Source organism: Streptomyces sp. NPDC030143, from assembly GCF_055573695.1.
Window position 1 is genome coordinate 340,808 of the sequence record NZ_JBVIAY010000004.1, and the last position, 25,629, is coordinate 366,436.

The following is a 25,629-nucleotide window of genomic DNA, read 5'->3' on the forward strand; positions in this document are numbered from 1 at the left end:
CTGTTTCAGCCCATCATCCGGAGGTCCCCTTGCGTGACCACACTGTCGTCATCGGCTTCGGCACGAAGGGGCGGTCCGCGATTCGGACTGTCTGCGGGGCGGGCCTGCGCAAGGACCAGGTCGTCGTGATCGACCCCGGCTCGAGGGCGATCGACGCGGCGACGGCGGAGGGGTACGCGGGCGTGGTCGGCGACGCGACCCGCAGTGACGTGCTGCGGCGGGCCGAGGTGCAGCGGGCGGGACGGATCATCGTCGCCACCGAGCGCGACGACACGGCGGTCCTCGTGGTGTTGACGGCCCGCCAGATGAACCCACGCGCGAAGATCGTGGCCGCGGTGCGGGAGGAGGAGAACGCGCCGCTGCTGAAACAGTCCGGCGCCGACGAGGTGATCACCAGCGCCGGCGCCTCCGGGCGGCTGCTGGGGTTGTCGGTGCTCAGCCCCGCCGCGGGTCGGGTGATGGAGGACCTGATGCACCAGGGCAGCGGCCTCGACATCGTGGAACGCCCGGTCACCAAGGCCGAGTCGGGCCGTTCACCGCGCGAGACGGACGACCTGGTGGTGAGCGTCCTCCGCGGTCACCGGGTCCTCGCCTACGACGATCCGGCCGTCGGGGTCCTGGAGCTGACGGACCGGCTGGTCACGATCGTGCGGGTGCCGTCGGAACCGCCGACGACACCCCACTTCTGAGCCTGCCGGGCCCTCAGGCCCGGGTAGTCACTTGCGGTTGTACAGCCGCATCGTCACCGGTCCGAAGACCAGCACGAACAGGCCCGCCCACCCCAGCGACCAGGCGATCTCAGCGGCCGGCCAGTCGCCCGCCATCAGCCCGCGCACCGCGGACGACAGATGGGTGACCGGGCTGTTGTTGACGAACGCCTGCAGCCAGCCCGGCATGGTTTTGGGGTCGACGAACACGTTGGACAGGAAGGTCAGCGGGAAGATCACCATCATGCTGACGCCCATCACCGACTTCTCGGTGCGCAGCAGCAGCCCGAACATCGTCCAGATCCACGAGAAGGCGAACGAGAAGACGACCAGCAGGGCGATGCCGGCGACGACGCCGCCGACCCCGCCGTCCGGCCGGTAGCCGAGGATCATGCCGACGGTCAGCATGACGACGGAGGCGATGGTGTAGCGCAGGGCGTCGCCCAGGAGGTAACCGACCATCGTGGACGGTCGCCAGATCGGCAGCGACCGGAAGCGGTCGAAGACGCCCTTCTCGATGTCGGTGTTCACCGAGACGCCGGTGTACATGGTGATCATCACGACCGACATCACCAGGATGCCCGGCAGCAGGAACTGGATGTACTCCTCCGGCGACCCGGCCAGAGCGCCGCCGAACAGGTAGGTGTACATCAGCACCATCATGATCGGGAACGCCGTGACGTCGAAGAGCTGCTCCGGCACGTGTTTGATCTTCAGGATCGCCCGCCAGCCGAAGGTGAGGGAGGCCGACCAGGCGCTCGGCCGCGGCGGTCGTTCCTTGGCCACCAGCAGCGCGGCGAGGGAGTCGGCGCTGACGGGGGCGAGTTCCTGGGCCTCGTTGGTCGTCGCGGTGCTCATGCCGCCACCTCGTTCTTCGCGTCGTCGGCCGCTTCGTGCGTGTCGTGTCCGGTGAGGGCGAGGAAGACCTCGTCCAGGCTGGGCTGGCCCAGCGAGAAGTTGTCGACGGTGATGCCCGCCCGGGCCAGCTCGCCGAGGGCCCGTGCGGCCTGCTCGGCGGCCGTGTCGCTCGCCGCGGCGCCCAGTCGGGCCGTGAGCGCGACCGGGTCCGGTTCGGGCTGGACGCGGGCGTCCAGCACCCTGCCCAGCACCTCCGCGGCCGCCGGGCGCTGCTGGGCGTCCCGCAGCCGCAGATGGACGGTTCCCGCGCCGACGGACGCCTTCAGCTCGCCTTTCGTGCCCTCGGCGATCACCTTGCCGTGGTCGATGACGGCGATCCGCGACGCCAGCTGGTCGGCCTCGTCCAGGTACTGCGTGGTCAGCAGCACGGTGGTGCCCTGCCCGACCACCGCCCGCACGATCTCCCACACCTGGTTGCGGCTGCGCGGGTCGAGACCGGTCGTCGGCTCGTCCAGGAAGAGCAGGTCGGGCGTGCTCAGGATGGACGCGGCGATGTCGATGCGGCGCCGCATGCCGCCCGAGTAGTGCTTGACCTGCTTTCCGGCCGCTTCGGTGAGCCCGAACGCCTCCAGCAGCTGTGCCGAGCGCTCCCGCGCGGCCTTCTTTCCGTGGCCGAGGAGGCGGCCGAGCAGCACCAGGTTCTCGATGCCGGTGAGGTCCTCGTCCACGGAGGCGTACTGGCCGGTGAGACTGACCCGGCCGCGCACCTGGTCGGCCTCGCGCACCACGTCGTGGCCGAAGACGTGCGCCTCGCCGCCGTCGGGCCGCAGGAGGGTGGCGAGCATCTTCACGGTGGTGGTCTTCCCGGCGCCGTTGGGGCCGAGGACGCCGTAGACCGTGCCGGTGGGGACGGCGAGGTCGACGCCGTCCACCGCCCTGGTCTCGCCGAACGTCTTCACCAGGCCTGCGGTCTCGATGGCCAGGCCAGGGGTGTGCTGGCTCATGGTGGGGTGTCCTTCCACGCACTTGGGTTACGCATGGGGAGACTTTTACGGTCGCGCAAACTCATCGGTCCCGCACAGAGTTTTTCCGCGGACCGGTCGATCGACCTACGCGCCTGCGACCGCGGACCGAGGCACGGGGACGGATGCGTGCGGACGAAATGCAGGTGGGGGGCACGCGGGCGGATGGAGGCGGGGGCGGGGCATCCGGACGGCAGCAGGGTGCTTGACGTACGCGGGCCGACGCAGGCGGGGGCGGGGCATCCGGACGGCAGCAGGCGGCCTGCGGCGGCGGACGGACGCAGGCGGCCCGAGGCGCGCGCACGGGACGGACGCGCACGGGATGGACGGGCGCGCACGGGACGGACGCGCAAGGGACGGACGCAGACGGACGGATGCGGGCGGGATGCGGGCGGACGGAGGCCACCGGCCGGGTGCTGGGGCCGAGGAGTAGCGTCCCCCTCATGCATGCGATCACGATTCCCGAACCTGGTGGTCCCGAGGCGCTGGTGTGGGACGAGGTCCCCGATCCCGTACCCGGCGAGGGCGAGGTCCTGGTCGAGGTGGTGGCCAGCGCCGTCAACCGTGCCGACGTCCTGCAACGGCAGGGCTTCTACAACCCGCCGCAGGGCTCGTCGCCCCACCCCGGCCTGGAGTGCTCCGGCCGGGTCGCCGCGCTCGGCCCCGGCGTCTCCGGCTGGTCCGTCGGTGACGAGGTATGCGCCCTGCTGGTGGGCGGCGGTTACGCCGAGAAGGCCGTCGTCCCGGCCGGGCAGCTGCTGCCCGTGCCAGAGGGGATCGACCTCACGCAGGCCGCCGCGTTGCCCGAGGTGACCTGCACGGTGTGGTCGAACGTCTTCATGATCGCCCACCTGCGCCCCGGGGAGACGCTGCTCGTGCACGGCGGTTCCAGCGGCATCGGCACCATGGCGATCCAGCTGGGCAGGGCCGTCGGCGCGAAGGTGGCCGTCACCGCGGGCAGTGCGGAGAAGCTGCGTCGGTGCGCCGAACTGGGCGCGGACATCCTGATCAACTACCGGGAGCAGGACTTCGTCGCCGAGCTGAAGGACGCCACGGACGGCGCCGGCGCCGATGTCATCCTCGACAACATGGGCGCCAAGTACCTGGAGCGGAACGTCCGGAGCCTCGCCGTCAACGGCCGCCTGGCGATCATCGGCATGCAGGGCGGTGTGAAGGGCGAACTGAACATCGGCGCTCTCCTCGCCAAGCGGGCCGCGATCAGCGCGACCACGCTGCGGGCCCGCCCGCTCGGCGAGAAGGCGGCGATCGTCGCGGCCGTGCGCGAGCACGTCTGGCCGCTGCTCGCCGCCGGTCACATCCGTCCCGTCGTCGACCGCGCCGTCCCGATGCGTGACGCGGCCGCCGCCCACCGGGTCGTCGAGGAGAGCGGCCACATCGGAAAGGTGCTCCTGGTCACCGGATGACCGCCGCCCCTGCGGGCGACCCTGCCCGCACCCGGAGCGCTCCTAGGGCCCTTCTGATGCATCTCCGCGGCGTCGCGACGCCCGGCACGCACTCTCGCCGCACCGCGCGAAAGCCCAAGCAGCACCGCTACGAGGACTTCCGCGCCGCACGCCGAGAGCACGCACCGGACGCCGCTCCTTCTCCCACGGAGATCCATCAGGAGGGCCCTAGCCACGTCGCAGACGCAGGCCCAGGAAGGCGAGGCCCAGGCCGAGGCCGATGAGGACGAGACCGCTGCCGAGGGGCAGGATCCGCAGCATCCGTCCCACGGGCCGCTCCTCGGCGGCCACGGCCCGTGCCGACGGGGAGGGCACGAGTCCGGCCTCCCCGGGCGGGTCGGCCGCGGAGCTCGGCTCCTCCACCGGCCCCAGGTCCTCCCCCTCCTCCGTCTCCACCTCGCTCTCCTGCGGGTGGCTCCGCCCCGGTCGCGCCCGCCCCTCTCCGGCCCGGCTCCCGGCGCGACGGGGGTCGACGGTGGAGGCGGAGGCGGACGGAGAGGGGGAGACTCCCGCCGGGAGGGGGGCGTACGACGGACCCGCCGCGGGCCCCGCCCCCCGCCCGCGCTCCACACCGTCCACACCGTCCGCGTCGTCCCCCTCGTCCTTCTGGCCCGCCCGGCCGCCTCGGCCCCCCGCCTCCTCCCCGTCCTCCCTGTCCTCTTCCAGGTGGCTCCGCCCCGGTCCCACCCGCCCCTCCCCGGCGGCCCGGCTCCCGGCCGGACGGGGATCGGCGGAAACGGCGGGGGACGACCCCGAGTACACCCCGGAGGACGAGCCGAATGACGAGCCGAATGACGAGCCGGAGGACATCCCGGGAGAGGCCGCCGTGGGAGAAGCCGCGGCAGAGCCCGCCCTCGCCGTCGACGCGTGCGCCGAGCCGGCGCCGTATGCGGAACTGCCTCCGTGCAACGAGCCGCCCCCGTACGGCGAACCGCCCCGGTACGACGAAACGCCCCCGTACGACGAGCCGCCCCCGTACGACGAGCCGCCCCCGTACGACGAAACGGCCCCGTACGACGAAACGCCCCCGTACGCCGAACCGCTCCCGTACGACATCCCTCCGCCGTACGGCAGCACCACCACCAGCAGTCCTGCCCCCGCCCCCCACCACCCCCGCCGCCATGGAGCCACGCCTGTGACCCCCTCCCGGTGTCGGTCGCCAAGAAAGACGGCACAAGCCTCACATAACAGCAAATTGGCCGCACTTCGGAGTGCTCCGAACGGAATCGGCGGGCCGGAAACGGTGGATCTTCCCCCACAGGGGGCACCACGGTGATGAGGTGGAGGCGTGCGAGAGAATGGCGGCATGGAGATGCCGAGAAACGACAGGTCGCCGGAGAACGCCCAGAGGATCCTGGTGGTCGGCCAGGACGGCATGGCGCTCGGCGGTATCGACGCAGACGACGACTCCCGTGAGACCCCGCTGACGGAGCAGGTCGAGCAGCCGGCGAAGGTCATGCGGATCGGCAGCATGATCAAGCAGCTGCTGGAGGAGGTGCGCGCCGCTCCTCTCGACGAGGCGAGCCGTGCCCGGCTCAAGGAGATCCACGCCAGCTCGGTGAAGGAGCTCGAGGACGGCCTGGCACCGGAGCTGGTCGAGGAGTTGGAGCGGCTGTCCCTGCCGTTCAACGACGACGTGACGCCGAGCGACGCCGAGCTGCGCATCGCGCAGGCGCAGTTGGTCGGCTGGCTGGAGGGGCTCTTCCACGGCATCCAGACCACGCTGTTCGCCCAGCAGATGGCCGCGCGCGCCCAGTTGGAGCAGATGCGTCGCGCGCTGCCGCCCGGCGTGGGCGGTCAGGAGGGCACCGACGACCCGCGTACGGGCGGCCGTTCGGGCGGACCGTACCTGTAAGGGGTCCTTGCGCTGAAGCGCCTGATCAGGCGTTCACAGTGCAAGGAGCTCTAAGAGCTCCGAACCAAAAGGGGAGCCCGGCTCGCGACGCCCGGCACGCACGCTCGCCGCGTTGCCGAAAGCCCCTGGTAGCTCCGCTATGAGGAGCTTCCGGCGCCCAGCGACCGCACGCCCCGGACGCCGCGAGCTGATCGGCCTCCCCTTTCGTTCGGAGCTCTCAGCGCCTCACGCAGCGCGAAGGGCCCGGCGTGGCAGACGCCGGGCCCTTCCTCATGCCGTGTCAGCTCAGGAGGCCGGGTTGCCCGTCGACACCTTGACCTCGATCTCGGGCATGGCCTTCGGGTCGACGTCCGTCCCTGCCGACGGGAACTGGTCCATGACCGCGCCGTCGCCGTAGGTGTTCTCGTCCACGTACGTGATCTTGTACTTCCAGCCGGCGGCCTGGAAGCACTCCTTCACGGAGTTGATGTACTTGAACTTGAAGTCCGGCACCCGGATCTTTTCGGCGTCGTTGTACGACTCCTCCGGCTCGGAGCACTCCGTCGAGTCGATCGCCTTGGACACGTCGGGGCCGCGGTAGCCGGCCGCCTTCGTCGCCGTCGGCGAGGCGCTGGTGCCGCCACCGCCCTTGTCGTCCTCGCTGCCGCCCTTCATCGCGAGGCTCGCGACCAGTGCGCCGACGGCCACGACGGCGACGACCGCCGAACCGATGAGCACCGGCTTGTTGCCCTTGCGGCCACCGCCCGAGGCGACCGTCGTGGAGGGCTGGGGCGAGATGGTGTACGCGGGCGGGGTGGGCGCCTGGTGGCCGCCGTAGGCCGGAGCGGGCGTCTGGTAGCCGCCCTGCTGCGGGTAGCCGTACGACGCGGCGGGCGTCGAGGGGGTGTTGTACGGGTTCGGCGCCGGCTGGTACGGCGTCTGGACGCTGCCCTGCGGCGTCTGCTGGCTCTGGCCGACCGGCGGGAACACCGCGGAGCCGACGCCCGAGCCGCTCTGCGAAGGCGCCCCCGGCACGATGCTCGGCGGGGCGGCCTGGAAGGAGGCCGCGACGCGCAGACACTCGTCGCGCATGGCGACGGCGGTGGGGAAGCGCTCGTTCGGGTTCTTCTTCAGCGCGCGGGCGACGAGGGCGTCCACGGCCGGCGGCAGGGCACGGTTGATCGAGGACGGAGCCACCGGCTCCTCCTGCACGTGTGCGTATGCGATCGCCAGCGGCGAGTCCGCGTCGAACGGCAGGCGTCCGGTGACCAGTTGGAAGAGCATGATGCCGACCGAGTACAGGTCGGAACGGGCGTCCACACCCCGGCCGAGGGCCTGTTCGGGCGAGAGGTACTGGGGGGTGCCGACGACCATGCCGGTCTGCGTCATCGAGGTGACGCCGGACTGCATCGCGCGCGCGATGCCGAAGTCCATCACCTTGACGACGCCGCGCTTGGTCATCATCACGTTGCCGGGCTTGATGTCGCGGTGGACCAGCCCCATCTCGTGGCTGATCTCCAGCGCCGCCAGCACGTCCGCGGTGATCTTCAGCGCCTTGTCGGCGGGCATCGCGCCCTGCTGCCGCACGTCCTCGTCGAGCACCGAACCCAGCGGCCGGCCCTCGATGTACTCCATGACGATGTACGGCGTCGTCATGCCGTCGACGTCGTCCTCGCCGGTGTCGAAGACCGACACGATGTTTGTGTGCGTGAGCTTCGCCACGGCCTGGGCCTCACGGCGGAAGCGCTCGCGGAAGGCCTGCTCGCGGCCGAGTTCGGTGTGCAGGGTCTTGACCGCGACCTGACGGTCCAGCACCGAGTCGTAGGCGAGGTGCACCGAGGCCATGCCGCCCTCGCCGAGCAAGTCGCGCAGCTGGTAGCGCCCACCGGCGAGCGCCCGCCCCGTGAACCGGCCCTGTGCGCCGTCCTGGCTCATCTTCTGCGTCCCCCGTAAGGCCTTCAGGCGCTCTCGCTTGCCGTGCTCGCCATTGATCGAAAGTGCTATTCCCGGCCAAGTCTGCCCCAGGGCACCGACACGTCAAGCTCGGTGCCCGTTCCGTGACCCTACGCGAAAGAAGCGTCGCGGAAGCGTTACAGGGGGCGTACGCCCGGTACACAGAATTTGCACGTCGACACGGAGTGCGGGTTTGATGGCCGGTCCGTCTCGGACCGGTGCCCGGGCTCGTCCCGGACCGGCGGCTTGCGCGGAGGCTGTAGCGTGGCCGACGGAGACCGTAACAACACCGCGCGCACCGCGGGCAGAAACGACGGCGAGGACTGATGGCACAGCAGCAGCGCGCCCAGGGCCCGTCCGACCCCGAGGCGACTGGCGGCGGTATGTCAGATGCGCCGGAATTGTGGGGCAACGGCGGGTTGGTCGGGGACGGCCGGTACCGGCTGACCGGCAGACTCGGCCGGGGCGGCATGGCGGAGGTGTTCGCGGCCGAGGACGTACGTCTCGGACGCACCGTCGCGGTCAAGCTGCTGCGCGCGGACCTCGCCGAGGACCCGGTGTCCAAGGCCCGCTTCACGCGTGAGGCGCAGTCCGTCGCAGGTCTCAACCACCATGCCATCGTCGCCGTGTACGACTCCGGCGAGGACGTCGTGGGCGGCCAGAGCGTGCCGTACATCGTGATGGAGCTGGTCGAGGGGCGGACCATCCGCGACCTGCTGCTCAACGCCGAGGCGCCGGGCCCCGAGCAGGCCCTGATCATCGTCTCCGGCGTCCTTGAGGCGCTGGCCTACTCGCACCAGCACGGCATCGTGCACCGCGACATCAAGCCGGCGAACGTCATCATCACGCACAACGGCGCCGTGAAGGTGATGGACTTCGGCATCGCCCGCGCCCTGCACGGCGCGTCGACGACGATGACGCAGACCGGCATGGTCATGGGCACCCCGCAGTACCTCTCGCCGGAGCAGGCCCTCGGCAAGGCCGTCGACCACCGCTCCGACCTCTACGCCACCGGCTGCCTCCTGTACGAACTGCTCGCGCTGCGCCCGCCGTTCACCGGCGAGACGCCGCTGTCGGTGGTCTACCAGCACGTCCAGGACATCCCCGTGCCGCCGTCGCGCAGCTCCGACGGCGGCTGCCCGCCCGAGCTCGACGGCCTCGTCATGCGCTCCCTCGCCAAGGAGCCCGACGACCGTTTCCAGACCGCGGAGGAGATGCGCGGCCTGGTCCAGTACGGACTGCAGATGCTGTACGACCAGGGCGGCCATACCGGCACCTGGAACACCGGCCCGGTCGACGCGCCCGACGGGCGGGGCGCCGGCACCGTGGCCTTCGCGGGCACGACGGCGATGCCGCACGGCGTCGGCGGCTCCAGCACGTCCCAGATCCCCCAGCCGATCCTGCCGCAGGGCTACGGCGGCGGTGACGACGGCGGCTTCGAGGGGCACGGCAACCGGGGCAGCGGCCGCGGCAAGCTGTGGATCCTCGCCGTCCTCGCGGTGATCGCCATCGCCGCGGGCGTCTCCTTCGCGCTGAGCAAGGGGGACGGCAAGGGCGGCGGGAGCGAGACCACGAAGTCGCCGAGCGCCACTCCGTCCGCCTCGCAGGACACGTCCAGCCCGTCGCCCAGCGAGGAGAAGAGCGACCAGCCGACTGGCGACACCTCCGACAACACCGGCGGGTCGGGCTCCGGGTCCAACTGGACGCCCTCGTACACCCCGTCCTACTCGCCGTCGCCCAGCTACAGCAGCGAGCCGTCCAACGAGCCGTCGGACCCGGCGACCGAGACGCAGCCGTCGGAGGAGCCGACCGACACCGAGTCGAGCGGCACCGGCGGCGGCGACAGCAGCGGGACCGGCGACGAGGGCGGTACCACGCAGGGCACGTCGAACGGCGGCACCGACCAGGGCACGTCCCTCGGCGTGACCGGAGGCTGACCTCTCGGCCGCACCCCTTCTTCACATGCGCGCGTGGGGCCCGCCGGGGCGCCACGCGCGCGTGTGTGTCCGGGCGGGTTCAGTCCGCGAACGCGTCACACACCGCGTCGTACGCGCCGGTCCACCAGACCACCAGCGCCGAGGCGGCGGGGAACTGGGAGTCGGCGCGGGTGTCGCCGCGTTCGTAGTGCCAGCGCAGCATCCAGAAGTCGTTGAGCCGCTCCCACCACACGCGGTGCACGGCCGCCGCCAGTTCCGAGGGCGTGGCCCCGGCGGCAGGCCGGTACGCGCGCGCGTAGGCCCGGATCTTCGGCAGGTCCAGGGTGCCGTCGGGCCGGACGAAGAAGATCGCGGCGGCGCGGACGGCCTCCTCCGCGCGGGGCTGCACGCCGAGCCGGTCCCAGTCGACGATCGCGGCGGGCGCGTCCCCCCGGTAGAGCAGGTTGAAGGGGTGGAAGTCGCCGTGCACCCAGCCGACCGGGCCGACGCGCGGTGGACGCCGGTCGGCGTGCCGTTCCAGCAGGACACGCCGTTCGAGGAGCCGGCGGCGGGCCAGTTCGTCGAAGGAGCCGGCCGGGCGGTGGCGGCTCACGCGGGCGAGGAGGTCGTCGATCAGGGCGAAGGTGTCGGCCGGAGCGCTGCTCTCGGCGGGTGTGGCCCGCGCCCGCGCGTGCGCCGGCATCACGCGCTCCAAACTCGCGTGCACAACCCCCAGAAGCGCCCCCAGCCGTCCGCACTCGGCGGGCGTGAGCTGGGCGCCATGGCGGTGGCGGCCGTCGATCCACGGGTGCAGCGCGTAGGCGTGACCGCCGACGACGGCGACCGTGCGCCCGTCGCGGCCGGGCAGTGGGGGCGCGACGGGGACGCCCAGGTCGGCCAGGCGCCGGGTGGCGCGGTGCTGGCGGACGATCGAGGCAGGGTCGGCGGTGTCCGGATCGAAGTGGTGCTTGAGGAAGTACCGGCCGCGGGTCGTGCGCAGCCGGTAGCCGCGGTTCAGCAGGCCCTGGTGGACCGGCTCGCAGGCGAGCGGGGCGCCGGCGGCGTATCGGCGGAGCAGGGCGCCCAAAGGGGGCGCATGGGGCACGAGGGGTGGTACACAGGAGCGCGGCACGCGGCCGATGCTAGGGCACGGCGCACCGCTGTGAGCTGGGCGTTGTCACAGAAAGTCACCAGGCGACACAAGTGATCTCCGGCGGTCCCGGTCGGTCTCCGACGGGCACACTCCCGGCCGCCACGCCGTCATGACATCGGGCCCGCCAAGGGGAAACACCCGGATTCCTCCCTTTCCGTGCCTGACATCGGTGTCGTACACGAACTCTTCCCGTGAACTGGGTGGGCGGGTTAACGTGCCGTTGCTCCGGCCTCCTGCAAGGCTGTGACCAGGATCCTTCCCGACTTTGCCGATTTACTTGGAAATCCAAGCAAAAACGCAGGTCAGGTGGGGTTTCACAGAAATGTGGCGCACTGGGTAACGTGAACATTGCAGGGCGCTCGCCGGGGCACCTGTCACGCCTGTTCCCGGCCGAGTGACACCCACCCCGTGCACGGGTGTCGGACAACAGGTGAGCCGCACTGGTACCCGGCAACCCCGGGGGCCGGACCGACGGAGGAGCACACGTGACCGTGGAGAGCACTGCCGCGCGCAAGCCGCGACGCAGCGCCGGAAGCAAGGCCGGCACCACCGGCGCCGAGGAAGCGGCCGGCACCCCGCGCGCCGCGGAGGCCAAGGGCACCGGCACCGGCACCAAGCGCACCACCAGCGCCAACCGCACCACCCGCACCGGCCGCGCCGCCAGGAAGAGCAGCGCGGAGCCCGGCCTCGTCCAGTTGCTCACCCCCGAGGGCGAGCGCGTCGAGAACGCCGAGTACGACCCCTACGTCGCCGGCATCACCCCCGACGAGCTGCGCGGCCTGTACCGCGACATGGTGCTCACCCGTCGCTTCGACGCCGAGGCCACCTCGCTCCAGCGCCAGGGCGAACTGGGCCTGTGGGCGTCGCTGCTCGGTCAGGAGGCCGCCCAGATCGGCTCCGGCCGGGCCCTGCGCGACGACGACTACGTCTTCCCCACCTACCGCGAGCACGGCGTCGCCTGGTGCCGGGGCGTCGACCCGACGAACCTGCTCGGCATGTTCCGCGGCGTCAACAACGGAGGCTGGGACCCCAACGGCAACAACTTCCACCTCTACACGATCGTCATCGGCTCCCAGACGCTGCACGCAACCGGCTACGCCATGGGCGTCGCCAAGGACGGCGCCGACAGCGCGGTGATCGCCTACTTCGGCGACGGCGCCTCCAGCCAGGGTGACGTCGCTGAATCGTTCACCTTCTCCGCGGTCTACAACGCGCCCGTCGTGTTCTTCTGCCAGAACAACCAGTGGGCGATCTCCGAGCCCACCGAGCGGCAGACCCGCGTCCCGCTGTACCAGCGCGCGCAGGGCTACGGCTTCCCCGGCGTCCGCGTCGACGGCAACGACGTCCTCGCCTGCCTCGCGGTGACGAAGTGGGCGCTGGAGCGCGCCCGGCGCGGCGAGGGCCCCACCCTCGTCGAGGCGTACACGTACCGCATGGGCGCCCACACCACCTCCGACGACCCCACCCGCTACCGCCACGACGACGAGCGGGCGGCCTGGGAAGCGAAGGACCCGATCCTGCGTCTGCGCCGCCACCTCGAGACCTCGAACCACACGGACGAGGGATTCTTCGCGGAACTCGAGGCCGAGAGCGAGGCGTTGGGCAGGCGAGTGCGCGAAGCGGTCCGTGCCATGCCCGACCCGGACCACTTCGCCATCTTCGAGAACGTCTACGCCGACGGGCACGCCCTCGTCGACGAGGAGCGGGCCGAGTTCGCCGCCTACCAGGCGTCGTTCGCGACCGAGTCCGACAGCGGCTTCGCCACGGGCGAGGGGGGAAACTGAGATGGCCGGTACTGCGACCAGCAAGAACATGGCCCTGGCCAAGGCGATCAACGAGTCGCTGCGCCGCGCCCTGGAGGCCGACGAGAAGGTCCTCGTCATGGGCGAGGACGTCGGCAAGCTCGGCGGCGTCTTCCGGGTGACGGACGGCCTGCAGAAGGACTTCGGCGAGTCCCGCGTCATCGACACCCCGCTCGCCGAGTCCGGCATCGTCGGCACGGCGATCGGCCTCGCCCTGCGCGGCTACCGGCCGGTGGTGGAGATCCAGTTCGACGGCTTCGTCTTCCCCGCCTACGACCAGATCGTCACCCAGCTGGCGAAGATGCACGCCCGCTCACTGGGCAAGGTCAAGCTGCCCGTCGTCGTGCGCATCCCCTACGGCGGCGGCATCGGCGCCGTCGAGCACCACTCGGAGTCCCCCGAGTCGCTCTTCGCGCACGTGGCGGGCCTGAAGGTGGTCTCCCCGTCGAACGCGGGCGACGCCTACTGGATGATGCAGCAGGCCATCCAGAGCGACGACCCGGTGATCTTCTTCGAGCCCAAGCGGCGCTACTGGGACAAGGGCGAGGTCGACACCGAGGCGATCCCCGGCCCGCTGCACAGGGCCCGGGTCGTCCGCGAGGGCACCGACCTCACCCTGGCCGCGTACGGCCCGATGGTGAAGCTCTGCCTGGAGGCCGCCGCCGCGGCCGCCGAGGAGGGCAAGAACCTGGAGGTCCTGGACCTGCGCTCGGTCTCCCCGCTCGACTTCGACTCCATCCGGGCCTCGGTGGAGAAGACCCGCCGCCTGGTCGTCGTCCACGAGGCGCCGGTGTTCTTCGGTTCGGGCGCGGAGATCGCCGCCCGGATCACGGAGCGCTGCTTCTACCACCTGGAGGCACCGGTGCTCCGGGTGGGCGGCTACCACGCCCCCTACCCGCCGGCCCGCCTGGAGGAGGAGTACCTGCCGGGCCTGGACCGGGTGCTCGACGCCGTCGACCGTGCCCTGGCGTACTGAGGAGAGGGTCGTGACGACGATGACGGAAGCGTCCGTACGCGAGTTCAAGATGCCCGACGTGGGCGAGGGACTCACCGAGGCCGAGATCCTCAAGTGGTACGTCCAGCCGGGGGACACGGTCACGGACGGACAGGTGGTGTGCGAGGTCGAGACGGCCAAGGCCGCCGTCGAGCTGCCCATCCCCTACGACGGCGTGGTCCGCGCCCTGCACTTCCCCGAGGGCACCACGGTCGACGTGGGCACGTCGATCATCGCGGTGGACATCGCGGGCGGGGCCGCACCGGCTCCCGCCGAGGCCCCGGCCGCGCCCGCCGCGACCGCGGTGGGTCCGTCGGTTGTGGAGAAGCCGGAGGAGCCGACGGCGCAGGGGTCCGGCCGCCAGCCGGTCCTCGTCGGGTACGGCGTGGCCTCCTCCTCCACCAAGCGCCGCCCGCGCAAGTCGGCGGAGACGGCGGTCCCCGAGGAGACGTCCGCCGCGGCGGCCGTGCAGGCCGAGCTGAACGGCCACGGGTCGGCGGGCCACGGCCCGGCCGGCGCGGGCACCGAGAGGCCGCGCCCGCTCGCCAAGCCGCCGGTGCGCAAGCTCGCCAAGGACCTGGGCGTGGACCTGACGACAGTGGTCCCGTCGGGCCCGGACGGCGTCATCACCCGCGAGGACGTCCACGCCGCGGCCGCCCCGGCGGCGGTCCCGGCCCGGGCGCCCGAGCCGGTGAGCCCGGCCGTGACCGCCGCCCCCGCTGCGGCACCGGCGCCGGTGGTGTCGTACGACACGGCCCGCGAGACCCGTGTCCCGGTCAAGGGCGTCCGCAAGGCGACGGCCGCGGCGATGGTCGGCTCCGCGTTCACCGCGCCGCACGTCACCGAGTTCGTGACGGTCGACGTCACGCGCACGCTGAAGCTGGTCGAGGAGCTCAAGCAGGACAAGGACATGCAGGGTCTGCGGGTCAACCCGCTCCTGCTGATCGCCAAGGCCCTGCTCGTCGCCGTCAGGCGCAACCCGGAGATCAACGCGTCCTGGGACGAGGCGGCGCAGGAGATCGTCGTCAAGCACTACGTGAACCTCGGCATCGCGGCGGCCACACCCCGTGGCCTGATCGTCCCGAACGTCAAGGACGCCCAGGCCAAGACGCTGCCGCAACTGGCCGAGTCGCTGGGCGAGCTGGTGGCGACGGCCCGCGAGGGCAGGACCTCGCCGGCCGCCATGCAGGGCGGCACCATCACCATCACCAACGTCGGCGTCTTCGGCGTCGACACCGGCACCCCGATCCTCAACCCCGGTGAGTCGGCGATCCTCGCGGTCGGCGCCATCAAGCTCCAGCCGTGGGTGCACAAGGGCAAGGTGAAGCCGCGTCAGGTCACCACCCTCGCGCTGAGCTTCGACCACCGTCTGGTGGACGGGGAGCTGGGCTCCAAGGTGCTGGCGGACGTGGCGGCGATCCTGGAACAGCCGAAGCGCCTGATCACCTGGGCGTGACCGAGACAGGGGGCGGCCTCGGCCGCCCCCTGACCCCGGATCCGCCCGGGCCTCAGCCCCCCGTCTTCCACGCGGGGCCTCGGCCCCCGGGTAGGGGCGGGCCCCTCAGCCCCCGGCTTCCATCCGGGGGCTGAGGGGCCCGCTTCCAGCCCGGGCCCCCGGCCTCGCCCCCGGGCCTCGACTTCTCCGACCTCGCCCCCGGCTTCGGCCCCTTACCGGTTCGCCCCCTGTTCCTGGCTCATCCAGTGGCCGTTCGTCGACCAGCCCAGGAGGAGGCGGCCCGGGCCGTCGTGCGGTGAGCCGCCCTCGGCGGTCTGCCGGAGGCCGGTGAGGGCCGGGGCCAGGCGGGTGGCCACGTGGGCGGGGTGGCGGGACAGTTCCTCCGCGAGGCGGGCCGGGGCGCGGGACCGTTCCCGCTCGTCGCACAGCGAGAGGTGGAACAGCATCTGGCGCCAGGCGTAGGCGACGTCCTTGATCGTGGCCAGCGGGCGCGGATTGCCGTGCAGCCGCGCGGTCAGGCGGCACACCGTGTCGAAGCAGCGGTGGGCCAGTTCCTCCCAGCCCGGCTCCGGGGCGATGCCGACGCGGTGGACCAGGGTCGCCAGGTTGTGCGTGGTGAGGATCTGCGCCTGCTCGATCACCGTGCCGTTCGCCGCCACCGAGCCGTAGCCGTGCCGCGACCGCGAGGACGAGGCCTCGGCCCGCTCGGCGCACAGCTTCGCGAAGCCCGGTGAGGTCCGCGGACGGAACGTGCGCGTCAGCGCCTCGCCCGCCTCGGCGATCGCGAGGTTGCGGACGGCCCGGTAGTCGATGCCGTAGTACCGCTCGTACAGCGAGCCACCGCCCAGCAGCTCCGCCGCGACGCGGGCCGCGGCGAGGAACTTCGGGGTGAACGTGCCCATGAAGATGTCCGCGGCCAGCTCCTCCACCAGGGGAGCACCGAGGTCGGCCTGGCGGGCGAGGACCGACAGCTCGCGCACCAGCGGGTTGGGCAGGATCGTGCCCGGGAAGGCCTGCACGGCCAGCTCACCGAGCCGGCGCAGCGCCACCTCCGCCACCGCACCGGCGTCGCCCCGCGCACGCCACCGGCCCACGGCCGACACCCACGGCAGCTCCTCCACCCGCACCTGCTTCTCCAGGTTGAGCAGCAGCAGCGACCGGCGGTTGCGGAACGCCCGGTAGGTCGCGGCGGACAGCGTGCGCAGCCCCTCGTCCGGGTAGGCCCGCGCGGCGGTGACGGCGACGACCTGCGGGACCAGTTCGGCCAGCACCTCCGCCGACGGCACGACGCCGCGCTCCACCAGCGTCCCGAGGGGCGCGCTCAGCGCGGCCTCCACGGGCCAGCGCAGGGCGCTCGGAATCACCGCGCCGGCGGGCAGCCCCGTCTCGCGCGCCTCCTGCGCGCGCACGGGAGCGACCAGCGGCTCGACCTCGGCGACGCCCTCCTCCAGGGGCAGGCCGGACAGCCGGCACAGCACGAGCCGGGCGAGCGCGTGGTGCGAGGGCAGCGCCGCGTGGGCGGCCTGCTCCCGGCGCAGCGCCGTCAGCTCGGCGGAACCGGGCAGTCCGCGCTTGCGCACCATGGACGTGACGGCGTGCCGCAGCAGCCCCAGCCGGCGGGCGTCGAGCGTCCGGCCGGCGACGGTCTCCTCCAGCGCGCCGCGCAGGATGCCCAGGTTCTGCTTGGGGTCGAGGTGCTTGGTGCAGTACGTGTGCCGGCGCGCCAGCTCGCGGTGGCGGCGCAGCAGCCCGGCGCCGCGCGCGTGCCAGGCGTCGTCGGGCGTGCGGGCCAGGACCCGTCCGTCCTCGGCCGTCTCCAGCCAGTGCGCGAGCAGTTCGTCCCCGAACGGCTGCCAGACGGCGAGCGCCTCCCGCTGCGCCTCCACGGCCCTGTTCGGACGGCGCCGCTCCAGGGCGTGCCGGGCGTCCTCGACGGTGCGGCGGTGGATCGCGTCGGCGCCGGGCGCCGGGCGGGCGGCCGGGCGCGGCGAGAACCGCAGCCGGTCCGCGAACGGCGCGAGCTCCTCGACGAGTTCCAGGGCCGCGTCCGTCTCGCCCGCCCGGCCGAGCCAGGCCACGGTGAGCAGGGCGGCCTCCTCGGGGACGGTCACCTCGTAGCGTCCACTGTCCAGCAGCTCGTAGAGGTGTCCGAGGCCCTCCTCGGACAGCCAGTACGCGAACAGCGCCCGCCGGTCCTCGGGCACACCGGCCCGGCGGGCGGTGTCGATCTCGTCCGCGCTCAGGGGGCCGCCGGCGCTCGGCACACCGGTGGCGAAGCCGCCGCGGATCACCTCGGGCGTCACCCAGGCCGGCAGACCGGCGACGGGCGTGCGCGAGCCGACGGTCAGGAGCCCGTTCGCCATGCCGGCGAGGACGGCACGCCAGGAACGGCCGCGCTCCCGGGCGCGGCGGCGGGTGTCGGGGTCCGGGTGGGTGTGGGCGGTCCTGAGCGCCCTGGCCAGTTGGCCGGACGCGTAGCCCGGGTTCGCCTCTGCGAGGTGCTGCTGGTCAGCGTCGTGGTCCATAGCCGACGTGGCGGGTTCCGCCCCCGCGCCCTCCGGGTCCTGAGCCCGGCGCTCTGCTGCTGAGCTACACGTCGAAGATCCGACGTGGCGGGTTCCGCCCCCGCGCCCTCCGGGTCCCGAGCCCGGTGCTCTGCTGCTGAGCTACACGTCGACCCGCCCGACGGTAGTGCGCGAACAGACGTCCGGACAATCGCTTTTGACGGCAAGGGGACACGGCAAGGGGACACGGCGAGGGCGACCGCCACCGCCTCCCGGGAGACGGTGGACGGCCCTGCCCCCGGCTACACGGGCACGTGCACCGCGGACACCCGGCTGGCCACCAGCCGCTCCCGCTCCCGCCGGGCCGCCCGCCTGCGCAGCCGCAGGATCTGGCAGACGCCCAGCGCCTGGAGGACGAACACCGAGGAGAACGCGACGGTGTAGTCGTCGCCGGTGGCGTCCAGCAGGACGCCCACCGCGAAGAGGGTCGTCATGGAGGCGACGAACCCGCCCATGTTGGTGATCCCGGACGCGGTGCCCTGCCGCTCGGGCGGGTTGGCGGGCCGGGCGAAGTCGAAACCGATCATCGACGCCGGTCCGCACGCCCCCAGCACCGCGCACAACACGACGAGCAGCCACATCGGCGCGTGGTCGCCGGGACAGGCGAGGGTCGCCGCCCACACCAGCGCGGTCGCGCCGACGGTGCCCAGTGCCAGGGGCAGCCGCGCCTCGTGGTGCCGGGCGACGACCTGGCCGTACACCAGGCCGACGGCCATGTTCGACAGCACCACCAGGGTCAGCAGTTCGCCGGCGACGGCACGCGACAGGCCCTGTGCCTCCACCAGGTACGGCAGGCCCCACAGCAGCAGGAACACCATCGCCGGGAACTGGGTGGTGAAGTGCACCCACAGCCCCAGCCGGGTCCCCGGCTCGCGCCAGGACGCGGCGATCTGCCGTCGTACGTAGGCGGCGCCCCGGTGCGGGAAGGGCTCGGGCTCGTGGCCCTCGGGGTGGTCCTCGAGGAACAGCAGGAGCAGCACGAGGACGACGACACCGGCGACCGCGCTGCCCGCGAAGGCGGCGGTCCAGCCGATGCCGTGCAGCAGCCGGGCCAGCAGCAGTGTGGAGACGAGGTTGCCCGCCATGCCGGCCAGACCCGCGAACTGCGCGATCATCGGCCCCCGCCGTGCCGGGAACCACCGCGAGCCGAGCCGCAGCACGCTGATGAACGTCATCGCGTCGCCGCAGCCGAGCAGCGCCCGCGAGGCCAGCGCCATGCCGTACGACGGGGAGAACGCGAACCCGAGCTGTCCGGCCGTGAACAGCACGACGCCGATGGCGAGCACCTTCTTCGTGCCGAGCCGGTCGACCAGCAGGCCGACCGGTATCTGCATGCCCGCGTACACCAGCAGTTGCAGGATCGAGAAGGTCGACAGCGCGGAGGCGTTCACATGGAAGCGGTCGGCGGCGTCCAGGCCGGCCACCCCCAGCGACGTGCGGAAGATGACGGCGACGAAGTAGACGGCGACGCCGATCCCCCAGACGGCGACGGCGCGCCGCCCGCCGGGCGGGTCACCCGGAAGGGTGGTGTGGCGCGCCGACCCTCCCTGGGCCCTCATCGGACCTCCCCCCGGGCCAGGTGCGAGAACCAGCCGATGTGGCGGCGGACGACCGCGACGGCCTCCTCGGGGTCCCCCGAGCGCAGGGCGCGCAGGATCTCCTCGTGCTCGGTGAGCGTCTTGGCGATCCGGTCGGGGTGGGAGTGCATGATCGCCACGCCCATCCGCAGCTGACGGTCGCGCAGTTGGTCGTAGAGCCGGGAGAGGATCTCGTTGCCGCCGCTGCGGACGATCTCGGCGTGGAAGCAGCGGTCGGTGACTGCGGCGCCGGCCAGATCGCCGGCGGCGGCCTGCGCCTTCTGCCGCTCCAGCAGTTCCTCGAGCCGTTCGACGAGTCCGGCGGGCGCGGGAACGGCCTTGCGGGCCGCGTGCTCCTCCACCAGCAGCCGGGTCTCGACGACGTCCGCGATCTCCTGCGCGGAGACCGGCAGGACCAGGGCGCCCTTTTTCGGGTAAAGCCTGATCAGCCCCTCCACCTCCAGCCGCAGCAGCGCCTCGCGCACCGGTGTGCGGGAGACGCCCACGGCCTCGGCGAGCTCGCCCTCGGTGAGGAGGGTGCCGCCCTCGTAGCGGCGGTCCAGAACGCCCTGCTTGACGTGGGCGTAGACACGGTCGGCGGCGGGTGGCTGCTTGAGGGGGGCGGGCGGGGCGGAAGGCATGACCACAGGATAGATACAACACGTACGCATCGGGGGTGCGTTCCAGCATGCGGAACACGGGGCGGCGGCGGGAGCCCGCTTCAGCGGGCGTACAACTTTCTGTGCTACTTACGTGTCACACACGTGCGGCCCCATTTTCTTTATCCCCCCTCCAACTCGGCCGCACCGCAGGGGCATTCGACGTAATCGGGGTATTTCAGTTGATAACCGCCACCCAGGGGCTCCGGACCCGCAGAGCCGCAGCCGTCGCCCTCACGACCGGCGCGATGCTCGCCGCCGGCGCCCTCAGCGCGGCGCCCGCGCAAGCAGTTGCGACGCCCACGATCGCCGCGAAGACCGGCTACGTGATGAACAACGCCAACAGCGCCGCGCTGTACAACAAGGGCGCCACCACCCGGATGTCCACGGGTTCGACGACGAAGATCATGACCGCGAAGGTCGTGCTGTCGCAGCCGAACCTGAACCTGGACACCAAGGTCACCATCCAGAAGGCCTACAGCGACTACATCGTGTCGAAGGGCGCCTCGTCCGCCCGTCTGATCGTCGGTGACAAGGTCACCGTCCGTCAGCTGCTCTACGGGCTGATGCTCCCGTCGGGCTGCGACGCCGCGTACGCCCTCGCCGACAAGTTCGGCACGGGGACGACCCGGGCCGCGCGCGTGAAGTCGTTCATCGGCAAGATGAACGCCACCGCGAAGTCGCTGAAGATGACGAACACGCACTTCGACTCGTTCGACGGCATCGGCAACGGAGCCAACTACTCCACCGCCAAGGACCTGACGCTGCTGGCGAGCAACGCGCTGAAGAGCGCCAACTTCCGCGCCATCGTCAAGACGAAGTCCTACACCGCCAGGACGGTCACCAAGACCGGCTCGATCCGCACCATGGCGGCCTGGAAGAACACCAACACGCTGCTGAGCAGCTACAGCGGCACCATCGGTGTGAAGACGGGCTCCGGCCAGGAGGCGAAGTACTGCCTCGTCTTCGCCGCCACCCGCAACGGCAGGACGGTGGTCGGCACGGTGCTGGCCTCCACCAACGCCACCACCCGCGCCGCGGACGCGACGAAGCTGCTGAACTACGGCTTCGCCCGGCTCCGCTGACGCCGCACCACCGGGAAGGGGCCCGTCGTGACCGCCACGACGGGCCCCTTCCCGTGTGCTACCTCGTGACGGCGAAGTTCCGCAGGATCGCCGCCGTCAGCTCCGGCTCGCCCTCCGCCTTCACCCGGTCCGCCACGGCCTCCGCCGACACCCGGCCGCAGGCGAGCCGCACGTACGTCTCCCAGTCGAGGGTGAACGCGGCGGCCGGGCCCAGCGCGGGCGCCGTCTCCAGGGTGCCGCGGCCCTGGATGTCGACCCGGATCGTGCGCAGGAACTCCACCGGACCGTGGACGTCGAAGACGACCGCGGAACTGCGGGGCGCCTCGGCGCGGTCGGCGACGACGGAGGGCAGTTCGTCGAGCAGCACGTCACGGGTGATGTGCGCGCCGGGGGAGTCGAGGTTGCCCGGCCGGCCGAGGGCGGCGCGCAGGTCCTGCTCGTGCACCCACACGTTGAACGCGTGGGTGCGCATGGACTCCTCGAGGGTCAGCTCACTGCCGAGGGGGCCGCGCACCTTCGTCCCCGGGTCACGCGACTCGTTCCGCAGCTGGCGGTTGCGGCGGATGATCGTGTACTCCAGCTCCGACGTCATCTCCGGCGCGGTGTGGTGCCGGCGGACGTCGACCTGCATCTCCATGTAGCGCTGGAAGTCGTTGGTGACGTGGAACAGGTCGCGCGGGAGGGTGTGGATGGGCCGCGGGTCGCCGTACATCTCGCAGTCCAGGCCGATGACGTGCGACACGATGTCGCGGACCGACCAGCCGGGGCAGGGCGTCCGGCGGTTCCAGTCCGCCTCCACCAGTGGCTGCACCAGCTCGGATATCGCTTCGATGGAGTGGGTCCAGGCGTCGGCGTAGGGCTGGAGGGTGGGATGCAGACTCACGGAACGGGACCCCTCGGCGGTCGGTACTCGGGCGGTTGTGGCGGCGGCGTTGCCTGCGGGAGGTGGCTGTCGGCGGGTGTCTCGAAACGTTAAGTTACGCTGCTGTGAGGCACCCCGGCAGTGCTTTCGTGTGACGATCGTAGGCCCGTGTGGACGACTCGAATGCCAGGACGGTGGTAGTGTGCGCGCCTCTCTGATCCAGATCGCCGTGGAAGAGGGCGAATCGGTCGAAGCGCGGCGGGCGCGGGTCTCCTCCCTGGTGCGCGAACAGGCCGGGGCCGCGGACCTCGTGGTGCTGCCGGAGCTGTGGACGACCGGGGCGTTCGCCTACGAGGAGTTCGCCGCCGAGGCCGAACCGCTGGAGGGGCCGACGTACGAGGCGATGGCCGAGGCCGCGAGCGACGCGGGCGTCTGGCTGCACGCCGGCTCCGTCCCGGAACGGGACCCGGAGGGCCCCCTCTACAACACGTCGCTCGTCTTCTCCCCCTCCGGTGACCTGGCCGCCGCCTACCGCAAGATCCACCGCTTCGGCTTCGACAAGGGCGAGGCCGTCCTGATGGGCGCCGGCCGCGACCTGGTGACGGTACGGCTGCCCGGGACGACCCTCGGTGTCGCCACCTGCTACGACCTCCGGTTCCCCGAACTCTTCCGCGGTCTCGTCGACGCCGGCGCCGAGACCCTGGTGGTCCCGGCGGGCTGGCCGGAGCGCCGCCGGGCGCACTGGACGCTGCTGGCCCAGGCGCGGGCGGTCGAGAACCAGGCGTTCGTGCTCGCCTGTGGAACGGCCGGGACGCACGCGGGGGTTCCGCAGGCGGGTCACTCGATCGTGGTCGACCCGTGGGGCGAGGTGCTGGCGCAGGCCGGCCCCGGCGAGGAGGTCCTCACGGTGGACTTCGACCCGGCGCGGGTCGCCGCGACCCGCGAGCAGTTCCCGGCCCTCAAGGACCGGGTGCTCGGCCTGGAACCGCCCCGCCGCAACCGGGGCGGACAGCCTTAGGGCGGAACGCCCCCTAGGGCCTGTCTCCTTGATCCGCGCATATCTGGTTCGCGCAGTTCGACCCCCCGGTGGCAGGGTGCCGTTATGGATCAAGCAGAGGTATTGCTCATCGGAGGGCGCGCGGGCGTCGGTAAGACGACAGTGGGGTGGGAGGTCTCAGCGCGTCTGCGCGCCGCGATGGTTGCTCACTGCGTAGTCGAAGGCGACTTCATGGGGCAGGCACATCCTGCTCCGGAGGGGGACCCCCGGCGCAGAAAGATCGCGGAGCGCAATCTGACGGCGCTCTGGTCGAACTACGCCGAGCTCGGGTACCGCCGCTTGATCTACACGCACACTGTGAGCGTGTTGGCTGAGAACGAGGCCATGTTCCAGCGCGCCATGGGTGCGAATGTCAGGATCGTGCGGGTTGTGCTCACCGCCTCCGATGCCACCGCTCGTGAGCGGCTGACCGGTCGGGAACTGGGCTCGGAGCTGGAGCACGAACTGGAGAGCAGCGCCCGTAAGGCGCGGATTCTGGATGAGCAGACGCCTCTGGACACGGTGCGAGTGGCGACCGACGGGCGTTCAGTGGTGGACATAGCGCGCGAGGTGTTGGGCGCTACCAGCTGGCTGCCCAGCACCTCCGGTTAGTTCTTCGTCGCTCAGTGTCGGGTCCAGATCAGGATGGCAGCGAGGTGGAGTGCGGCCTGGTAGGCGATGGCGAGCTTGTCCGTCCGCATGGCCAGACCGCGCCACTGCTTGAGCCGGTTGATGCATCGCTCGACCGCGTTGCGCTGCTTGTATGCCTCGGCGTCGAAAGCGGGCGGTCGGCCGCCGGCGCGGCCGCGCCGCAGCCGGTGGCCGACCTGGTCGGAGGGCTGGGGGATGACTGCGCGGATACCGCGTCGGCGGAGGTGACTCCGGATCGCGCGGGATGAGTACGCGCGGTCCGCGAGGACGGCATCGGGTCGCGTCCTCGGCCTTCCGGGTCCGCTTCGCGGAACACGGATGGCGGCCATGATGGTCTCGAAGGCCGGGGCGTCGCCCGCCTGGCCTGCGGTGACGCGGAGAGCCAGGGGTCGTGCATGGCCGTCGCTGGCGAGGTGGACCTTCGTGCTCATGCCGCCGCGGGAGCGTCCGAGCGCATGGTCGTCGGGTTCGGCCGGGCCTGGAGCCCCCTTTTCCTGGCTCCGGCGGAATGCTGGTGAGCCCGGCAGACGGTGGAGTCCACAGACAGGGTCCAGCCGATGTCGTCACCGGCGTCGGCCGCGGCCAGCACCGCTGCAAAAATGCGTTCCCAGGTGCCGTCCACGGCCCACCTGATCAGGCGTTTGTGAGCGGTCTGGAACGAGCCGAGCTCGTCCGGCAGGTCCCGCCAGGGCGAGCAGGTGCGGTACTTCCAAGCGATGGCCTCCAGGGTTCGGCGGTGATCGGCCCACCGCCGACCGCGGACCGGATCGGCCGGCATCAGCGGCTCGATCCGGTCCCACATCGCATCAGTGATCACTAATCGGACAGACACATCCGATCAACTGACCAACCGATCAAAGAGACACGCTCTAGTCCTCCCGCTCCTTCTCCGCCAGGTGGATGACGCACACCGCCACCGCGATCAGCAGCGCCGGGTCCGCGTCCTCCCGCACGATGTCGACGCCGTACGTCTCCCGCACGTGCAGCCGGCGGCGGGAGACGACCGCGAGGAGTTCGCCGTCGTACTCGACCGCGAACTCCCGGTCGAGGATCTTGCCGCTGACGTCCAGTTCGGTGCTGCCGTCCGCCAGGGAGACCCGGTAGTGATTGCGCAGCAGCGACAGGCGCTTGCGCCGGATGGTGGCCAGGGGCGAGCCGGACCGTTCGATCACCATCGTGTCGCGCAGGGCGAACATCTTCCGGTGGATGTCGATCAGGACCCGCCCGTGGGCGTCCTTCAGCTCGAAGGTGTCCCGCAGCCGCATCGCCTTGCCGTCGACGAGGAACACCCTGGTGCCGCGGTCGTCCTCGATCCAGTAGTCGTCGCCGAAGCCCAGGAGCCGGTCGCGTACGAGGAATCTCATGCCCTCACCGCTTCCCCGGCGGCCGCCGCGCGACGCCGCCGGTAGGCCGCACGGCCGAGGCCGCGGTGTCGGTCCCGCAGGCCCCGGCCGCCGCCGTACGGTAGCGGCACACGCCCGCGTGCAACGACCGGCACCTGGAGGAACCATGCCCGCCGAGGACCGCCACCGGACGGAGGAGCCCGCCGTCGACGGCTCGCGCACGGCGGACACCTGCCCGTTCTGCCGCATCGTGCGGGGCCTCGCACCCGCGCGGGTGCTGCGCGGCTGGGACGACGCGCTGGCGATCGTGCCGCGCGGCGGGGGCGTCACGGCGGGGCACGTCCTCGTCCTGCCCAAGACGCACGTCCCGGACGTGGCGGCGGACCCGGCCGTGTCCGCCGCCACGATGCGGCACGCCGCCGAACTCGCCGCCGAGGTCGGCGACTGCAACATCATCACCTCGCGCGGCACGGCCGCCACCCAGACCGTGCGGCACCTGCACGTCCATGTCGTGCCCCGGCGGCTGGGCGACGGCATCCTGCTGCCCTGGACACCGCCGCCGAGCGGACTCGGCACCGCCCGGCCGGGCCGCGACCGACGCCCCTGGACGGCCCGGCCCGCCGGCCGGTGAGCCGCACCGGCCGGCCGGTGTGACCGGGGGAGGGGCCGGAGCGGGGGCGTCACTGGTGAGGGG

General features: G+C 72.0%; 21 protein-coding genes, 2 tRNA genes and 1 pseudogene. 11 read left to right on the forward strand and 13 right to left on the reverse strand.

What is annotated here, in order from left to right:
- Positions 1 to 29: 29 nt before the first annotated feature.
- A pseudogene (locus ACZ4YY_RS09990) lies at positions 30 to 689 on the forward strand (potassium channel family protein); the annotation flags it as partial.
- Between the two features lie 27 nt (positions 690 to 716).
- Here ACZ4YY_RS09990 and ACZ4YY_RS09995 read toward each other — a convergent pair.
- Both ACZ4YY_RS09995 and ACZ4YY_RS10000 read right to left on the reverse strand, forming a co-directional pair.
- Positions 717 to 1,565 (reverse strand): ABC transporter permease, encoded by an 849-nt coding sequence (locus tag ACZ4YY_RS09995; protein WP_468286175.1) that lies wholly within the window; start codon positions 1,563 to 1,565, stop codon positions 717 to 719.
- Complete coding sequence (locus ACZ4YY_RS10000; RefSeq protein WP_468286178.1) at positions 1,562 to 2,569, reverse strand: ATP-binding cassette domain-containing protein; 1,008 nt, start codon at positions 2,567 to 2,569, stop codon at positions 1,562 to 1,564. Before ACZ4YY_RS10000 ends, ACZ4YY_RS09995 begins: the two co-directional genes overlap by 4 nt.
- Before the next feature lie 461 nt (positions 2,570 to 3,030).
- Between ACZ4YY_RS10000 and ACZ4YY_RS10005 the strand changes: the two genes are divergently transcribed.
- On the forward strand, positions 3,031 to 4,011 hold the full coding sequence (locus ACZ4YY_RS10005) for an NAD(P)H-quinone oxidoreductase (protein ID WP_468286181.1): 981 nt from the start codon (positions 3,031 to 3,033) through the stop codon (positions 4,009 to 4,011).
- A 207-nt stretch (positions 4,012 to 4,218) separates the two neighbouring features.
- Here the strand turns inward: ACZ4YY_RS10005 and ACZ4YY_RS10010 are convergent, their stop codons facing one another.
- Positions 4,219 to 4,446 (reverse strand): hypothetical protein, encoded by a 228-nt coding sequence (locus ACZ4YY_RS10010; protein ID WP_468286184.1) that lies wholly within the window; start codon positions 4,444 to 4,446, stop codon positions 4,219 to 4,221.
- A 910-nt stretch (positions 4,447 to 5,356) separates the two neighbouring features.
- On the opposite strand from ACZ4YY_RS10010, the gene ACZ4YY_RS10015 reads away from it, so the two are divergent.
- Positions 5,357 to 5,905 (forward strand): bacterial proteasome activator family protein, encoded by a 549-nt coding sequence (locus ACZ4YY_RS10015; protein ID WP_468286187.1) that lies wholly within the window; start codon positions 5,357 to 5,359, stop codon positions 5,903 to 5,905.
- 285 nt (positions 5,906 to 6,190) lie between these two features.
- Here the strand turns inward: ACZ4YY_RS10015 and ACZ4YY_RS10020 are convergent, their stop codons facing one another.
- The gene (locus ACZ4YY_RS10020; protein ID WP_468286190.1) at positions 6,191 to 7,819 is read right to left on the reverse strand and encodes a protein kinase domain-containing protein; all 1,629 of its coding nucleotides are present in this window, start codon (positions 7,817 to 7,819) and stop codon (positions 6,191 to 6,193) included.
- 344 nt (positions 7,820 to 8,163) lie between these two features.
- Between ACZ4YY_RS10020 and ACZ4YY_RS10025 the strand changes: the two genes are divergently transcribed.
- On the forward strand, positions 8,164 to 9,774 hold the full coding sequence (locus tag ACZ4YY_RS10025; RefSeq protein WP_468286193.1) for a protein kinase domain-containing protein: 1,611 nt from the start codon (positions 8,164 to 8,166) through the stop codon (positions 9,772 to 9,774).
- 79 nt (positions 9,775 to 9,853) lie between these two features.
- Here the strand turns inward: ACZ4YY_RS10025 and ACZ4YY_RS10030 are convergent, their stop codons facing one another.
- Complete coding sequence (locus tag ACZ4YY_RS10030) at positions 9,854 to 10,858, reverse strand: phosphotransferase (protein WP_468286196.1); 1,005 nt, start codon at positions 10,856 to 10,858, stop codon at positions 9,854 to 9,856.
- A 533-nt stretch (positions 10,859 to 11,391) separates the two neighbouring features.
- Between ACZ4YY_RS10030 and pdhA the strand changes: the two genes are divergently transcribed.
- From pdhA to ACZ4YY_RS10045, 3 genes are read left to right on the forward strand one after another with little or no spacing between them, the layout of a single operon-like run.
- A complete protein-coding gene (gene pdhA / locus ACZ4YY_RS10035; RefSeq protein WP_468286199.1) occupies positions 11,392 to 12,690 on the forward strand; it encodes a pyruvate dehydrogenase (acetyl-transferring) E1 component subunit alpha in 1,299 nt (432 codons plus the stop codon).
- 1 nt (position 12,691) lies between these two features.
- Positions 12,692 to 13,684 (forward strand): alpha-ketoacid dehydrogenase subunit beta, encoded by a 993-nt coding sequence (locus ACZ4YY_RS10040; RefSeq protein ID WP_468286202.1) that lies wholly within the window; start codon positions 12,692 to 12,694, stop codon positions 13,682 to 13,684.
- 10 nt (positions 13,685 to 13,694) lie between these two features.
- On the forward strand, positions 13,695 to 15,158 hold the full coding sequence (locus tag ACZ4YY_RS10045; RefSeq protein WP_468286205.1) for a dihydrolipoamide acetyltransferase family protein: 1,464 nt from the start codon (positions 13,695 to 13,697) through the stop codon (positions 15,156 to 15,158).
- Between the two features lie 212 nt (positions 15,159 to 15,370).
- Here the strand turns inward: ACZ4YY_RS10045 and ACZ4YY_RS10050 are convergent, their stop codons facing one another.
- From ACZ4YY_RS10050 to ACZ4YY_RS10070, 5 genes are all read right to left on the reverse strand, one after another.
- A complete protein-coding gene (locus ACZ4YY_RS10050; RefSeq protein WP_468286208.1) occupies positions 15,371 to 17,683 on the reverse strand; it encodes a hypothetical protein in 2,313 nt (770 codons plus the stop codon).
- 2 nt (positions 17,684 to 17,685) lie between these two features.
- Positions 17,686 to 17,757, reverse strand: a tRNA-Leu gene (locus ACZ4YY_RS10055).
- A 5-nt stretch (positions 17,758 to 17,762) separates the two neighbouring features.
- Positions 17,763 to 17,834 (reverse strand) — tRNA-Pro (locus ACZ4YY_RS10060).
- A gap of 130 nt (positions 17,835 to 17,964) precedes the next feature.
- Positions 17,965 to 19,281: an MFS transporter gene (locus tag ACZ4YY_RS10065; RefSeq protein ID WP_468286210.1), complete on the reverse strand. Its 1,317-nt coding sequence runs from the start codon at positions 19,279 to 19,281 to the stop codon at positions 17,965 to 17,967.
- The gene (locus ACZ4YY_RS10070) at positions 19,278 to 19,940 is read right to left on the reverse strand and encodes a GntR family transcriptional regulator (RefSeq protein ID WP_468286213.1); all 663 of its coding nucleotides are present in this window, start codon (positions 19,938 to 19,940) and stop codon (positions 19,278 to 19,280) included. The genes ACZ4YY_RS10065 and ACZ4YY_RS10070 overlap by 4 nt, the downstream gene beginning before the upstream one ends.
- A 200-nt stretch (positions 19,941 to 20,140) precedes the next feature.
- Here ACZ4YY_RS10070 and ACZ4YY_RS10075 point away from each other — a divergent pair, with 200 nt between their 5' ends.
- Positions 20,141 to 21,043, forward strand: a complete 903-nt coding sequence (locus tag ACZ4YY_RS10075; protein WP_468286216.1) for a D-alanyl-D-alanine carboxypeptidase family protein — start codon at positions 20,141 to 20,143, stop codon at positions 21,041 to 21,043.
- 58 nt (positions 21,044 to 21,101) lie between these two features.
- Here the strand turns inward: ACZ4YY_RS10075 and ACZ4YY_RS10080 are convergent, their stop codons facing one another.
- Positions 21,102 to 21,926 (reverse strand): maleylpyruvate isomerase family mycothiol-dependent enzyme, encoded by an 825-nt coding sequence (locus tag ACZ4YY_RS10080; RefSeq protein ID WP_468286219.1) that lies wholly within the window; start codon positions 21,924 to 21,926, stop codon positions 21,102 to 21,104.
- Positions 21,927 to 22,107: 181 nt separating this feature from the next.
- Here ACZ4YY_RS10080 and ACZ4YY_RS10085 point away from each other — a divergent pair, with 181 nt between their 5' ends.
- Complete coding sequence (locus tag ACZ4YY_RS10085) at positions 22,108 to 22,923, forward strand: carbon-nitrogen family hydrolase (protein WP_468286222.1); 816 nt, start codon at positions 22,108 to 22,110, stop codon at positions 22,921 to 22,923.
- A gap of 84 nt (positions 22,924 to 23,007) precedes the next feature.
- On the forward strand, positions 23,008 to 23,553 hold the full coding sequence (locus ACZ4YY_RS10090) for an AAA family ATPase (RefSeq protein WP_468286226.1): 546 nt from the start codon (positions 23,008 to 23,010) through the stop codon (positions 23,551 to 23,553).
- Positions 23,554 to 23,564: 11 nt separating this feature from the next.
- On the opposite strand, the gene ACZ4YY_RS10095 is transcribed toward ACZ4YY_RS10090, so the two are convergent.
- A protein-coding gene (locus ACZ4YY_RS10095) for an IS5 family transposase (RefSeq protein ID WP_468286588.1) occupies positions 23,565 to 24,394 on the reverse strand; the annotation gives its coding sequence in 2 pieces (ribosomal slippage) (positions 23,565 to 24,065 and positions 24,068 to 24,394; 828 coding nt in all).
- Between the two features lie 67 nt (positions 24,395 to 24,461).
- Positions 24,462 to 24,956: an LURP-one-related/scramblase family protein gene (locus tag ACZ4YY_RS10100; RefSeq protein ID WP_468286229.1), complete on the reverse strand. Its 495-nt coding sequence runs from the start codon at positions 24,954 to 24,956 to the stop codon at positions 24,462 to 24,464.
- Positions 24,957 to 25,101: 145 nt separating this feature from the next.
- On the opposite strand from ACZ4YY_RS10100, the gene ACZ4YY_RS10105 reads away from it, so the two are divergent.
- Positions 25,102 to 25,566 carry an HIT family protein gene (locus ACZ4YY_RS10105; protein ID WP_468286233.1) on the forward strand — a complete coding sequence of 155 codons (465 nt, stop codon included), beginning with the start codon at positions 25,102 to 25,104 and terminating at the stop codon, positions 25,564 to 25,566.
- The last annotated feature ends 63 nt before the right edge of the window (positions 25,567 to 25,629 follow it).

Bases quoted from the DNA above. Each gene is read 5' to 3' on its own strand.
- ACZ4YY_RS10015 (WP_468286187.1), top strand. From the start codon at position 5,357: ATGGAGATGCCGAGAAACGACAGGTCGCCGGAGAACGCCCAGAGGATC.
- ACZ4YY_RS10040 (WP_468286202.1), top strand. From the start codon at position 12,692: ATGGCCGGTACTGCGACCAGCAAGAACATGGCCCTGGCCAAGGCGATC.
- ACZ4YY_RS10090 (WP_468286226.1), top strand. From the start codon at position 23,008: ATGGATCAAGCAGAGGTATTGCTCATCGGAGGGCGCGCGGGCGTCGGT.
- ACZ4YY_RS10105 (WP_468286233.1), top strand. From the start codon at position 25,102: ATGCCCGCCGAGGACCGCCACCGGACGGAGGAGCCCGCCGTCGACGGC.
- ACZ4YY_RS10020 (WP_468286190.1), bottom strand. From the start codon at position 7,819: ATGAGCCAGGACGGCGCACAGGGCCGGTTCACGGGGCGGGCGCTCGCC.
- ACZ4YY_RS10100 (WP_468286229.1), bottom strand. From the start codon at position 24,956: ATGAGATTCCTCGTACGCGACCGGCTCCTGGGCTTCGGCGACGACTAC.
- ACZ4YY_RS10025 (WP_468286193.1), top strand. From the start codon at position 8,164: ATGGCACAGCAGCAGCGCGCCCAGGGCCCGTCCGACCCCGAGGCGACT.
- ACZ4YY_RS10000 (WP_468286178.1), bottom strand. From the start codon at position 2,569: ATGAGCCAGCACACCCCTGGCCTGGCCATCGAGACCGCAGGCCTGGTG.
- ACZ4YY_RS10050 (WP_468286208.1), bottom strand. From the start codon at position 17,683: ATGGACCACGACGCTGACCAGCAGCACCTCGCAGAGGCGAACCCGGGC.
- ACZ4YY_RS10005 (WP_468286181.1), top strand. From the start codon at position 3,031: ATGCATGCGATCACGATTCCCGAACCTGGTGGTCCCGAGGCGCTGGTG.
- ACZ4YY_RS10065 (WP_468286210.1), bottom strand. From the start codon at position 19,281: ATGAGGGCCCAGGGAGGGTCGGCGCGCCACACCACCCTTCCGGGTGAC.
- ACZ4YY_RS09995 (WP_468286175.1), bottom strand. From the start codon at position 1,565: ATGAGCACCGCGACGACCAACGAGGCCCAGGAACTCGCCCCCGTCAGC.
- ACZ4YY_RS10070 (WP_468286213.1), bottom strand. From the start codon at position 19,940: ATGCCTTCCGCCCCGCCCGCCCCCCTCAAGCAGCCACCCGCCGCCGAC.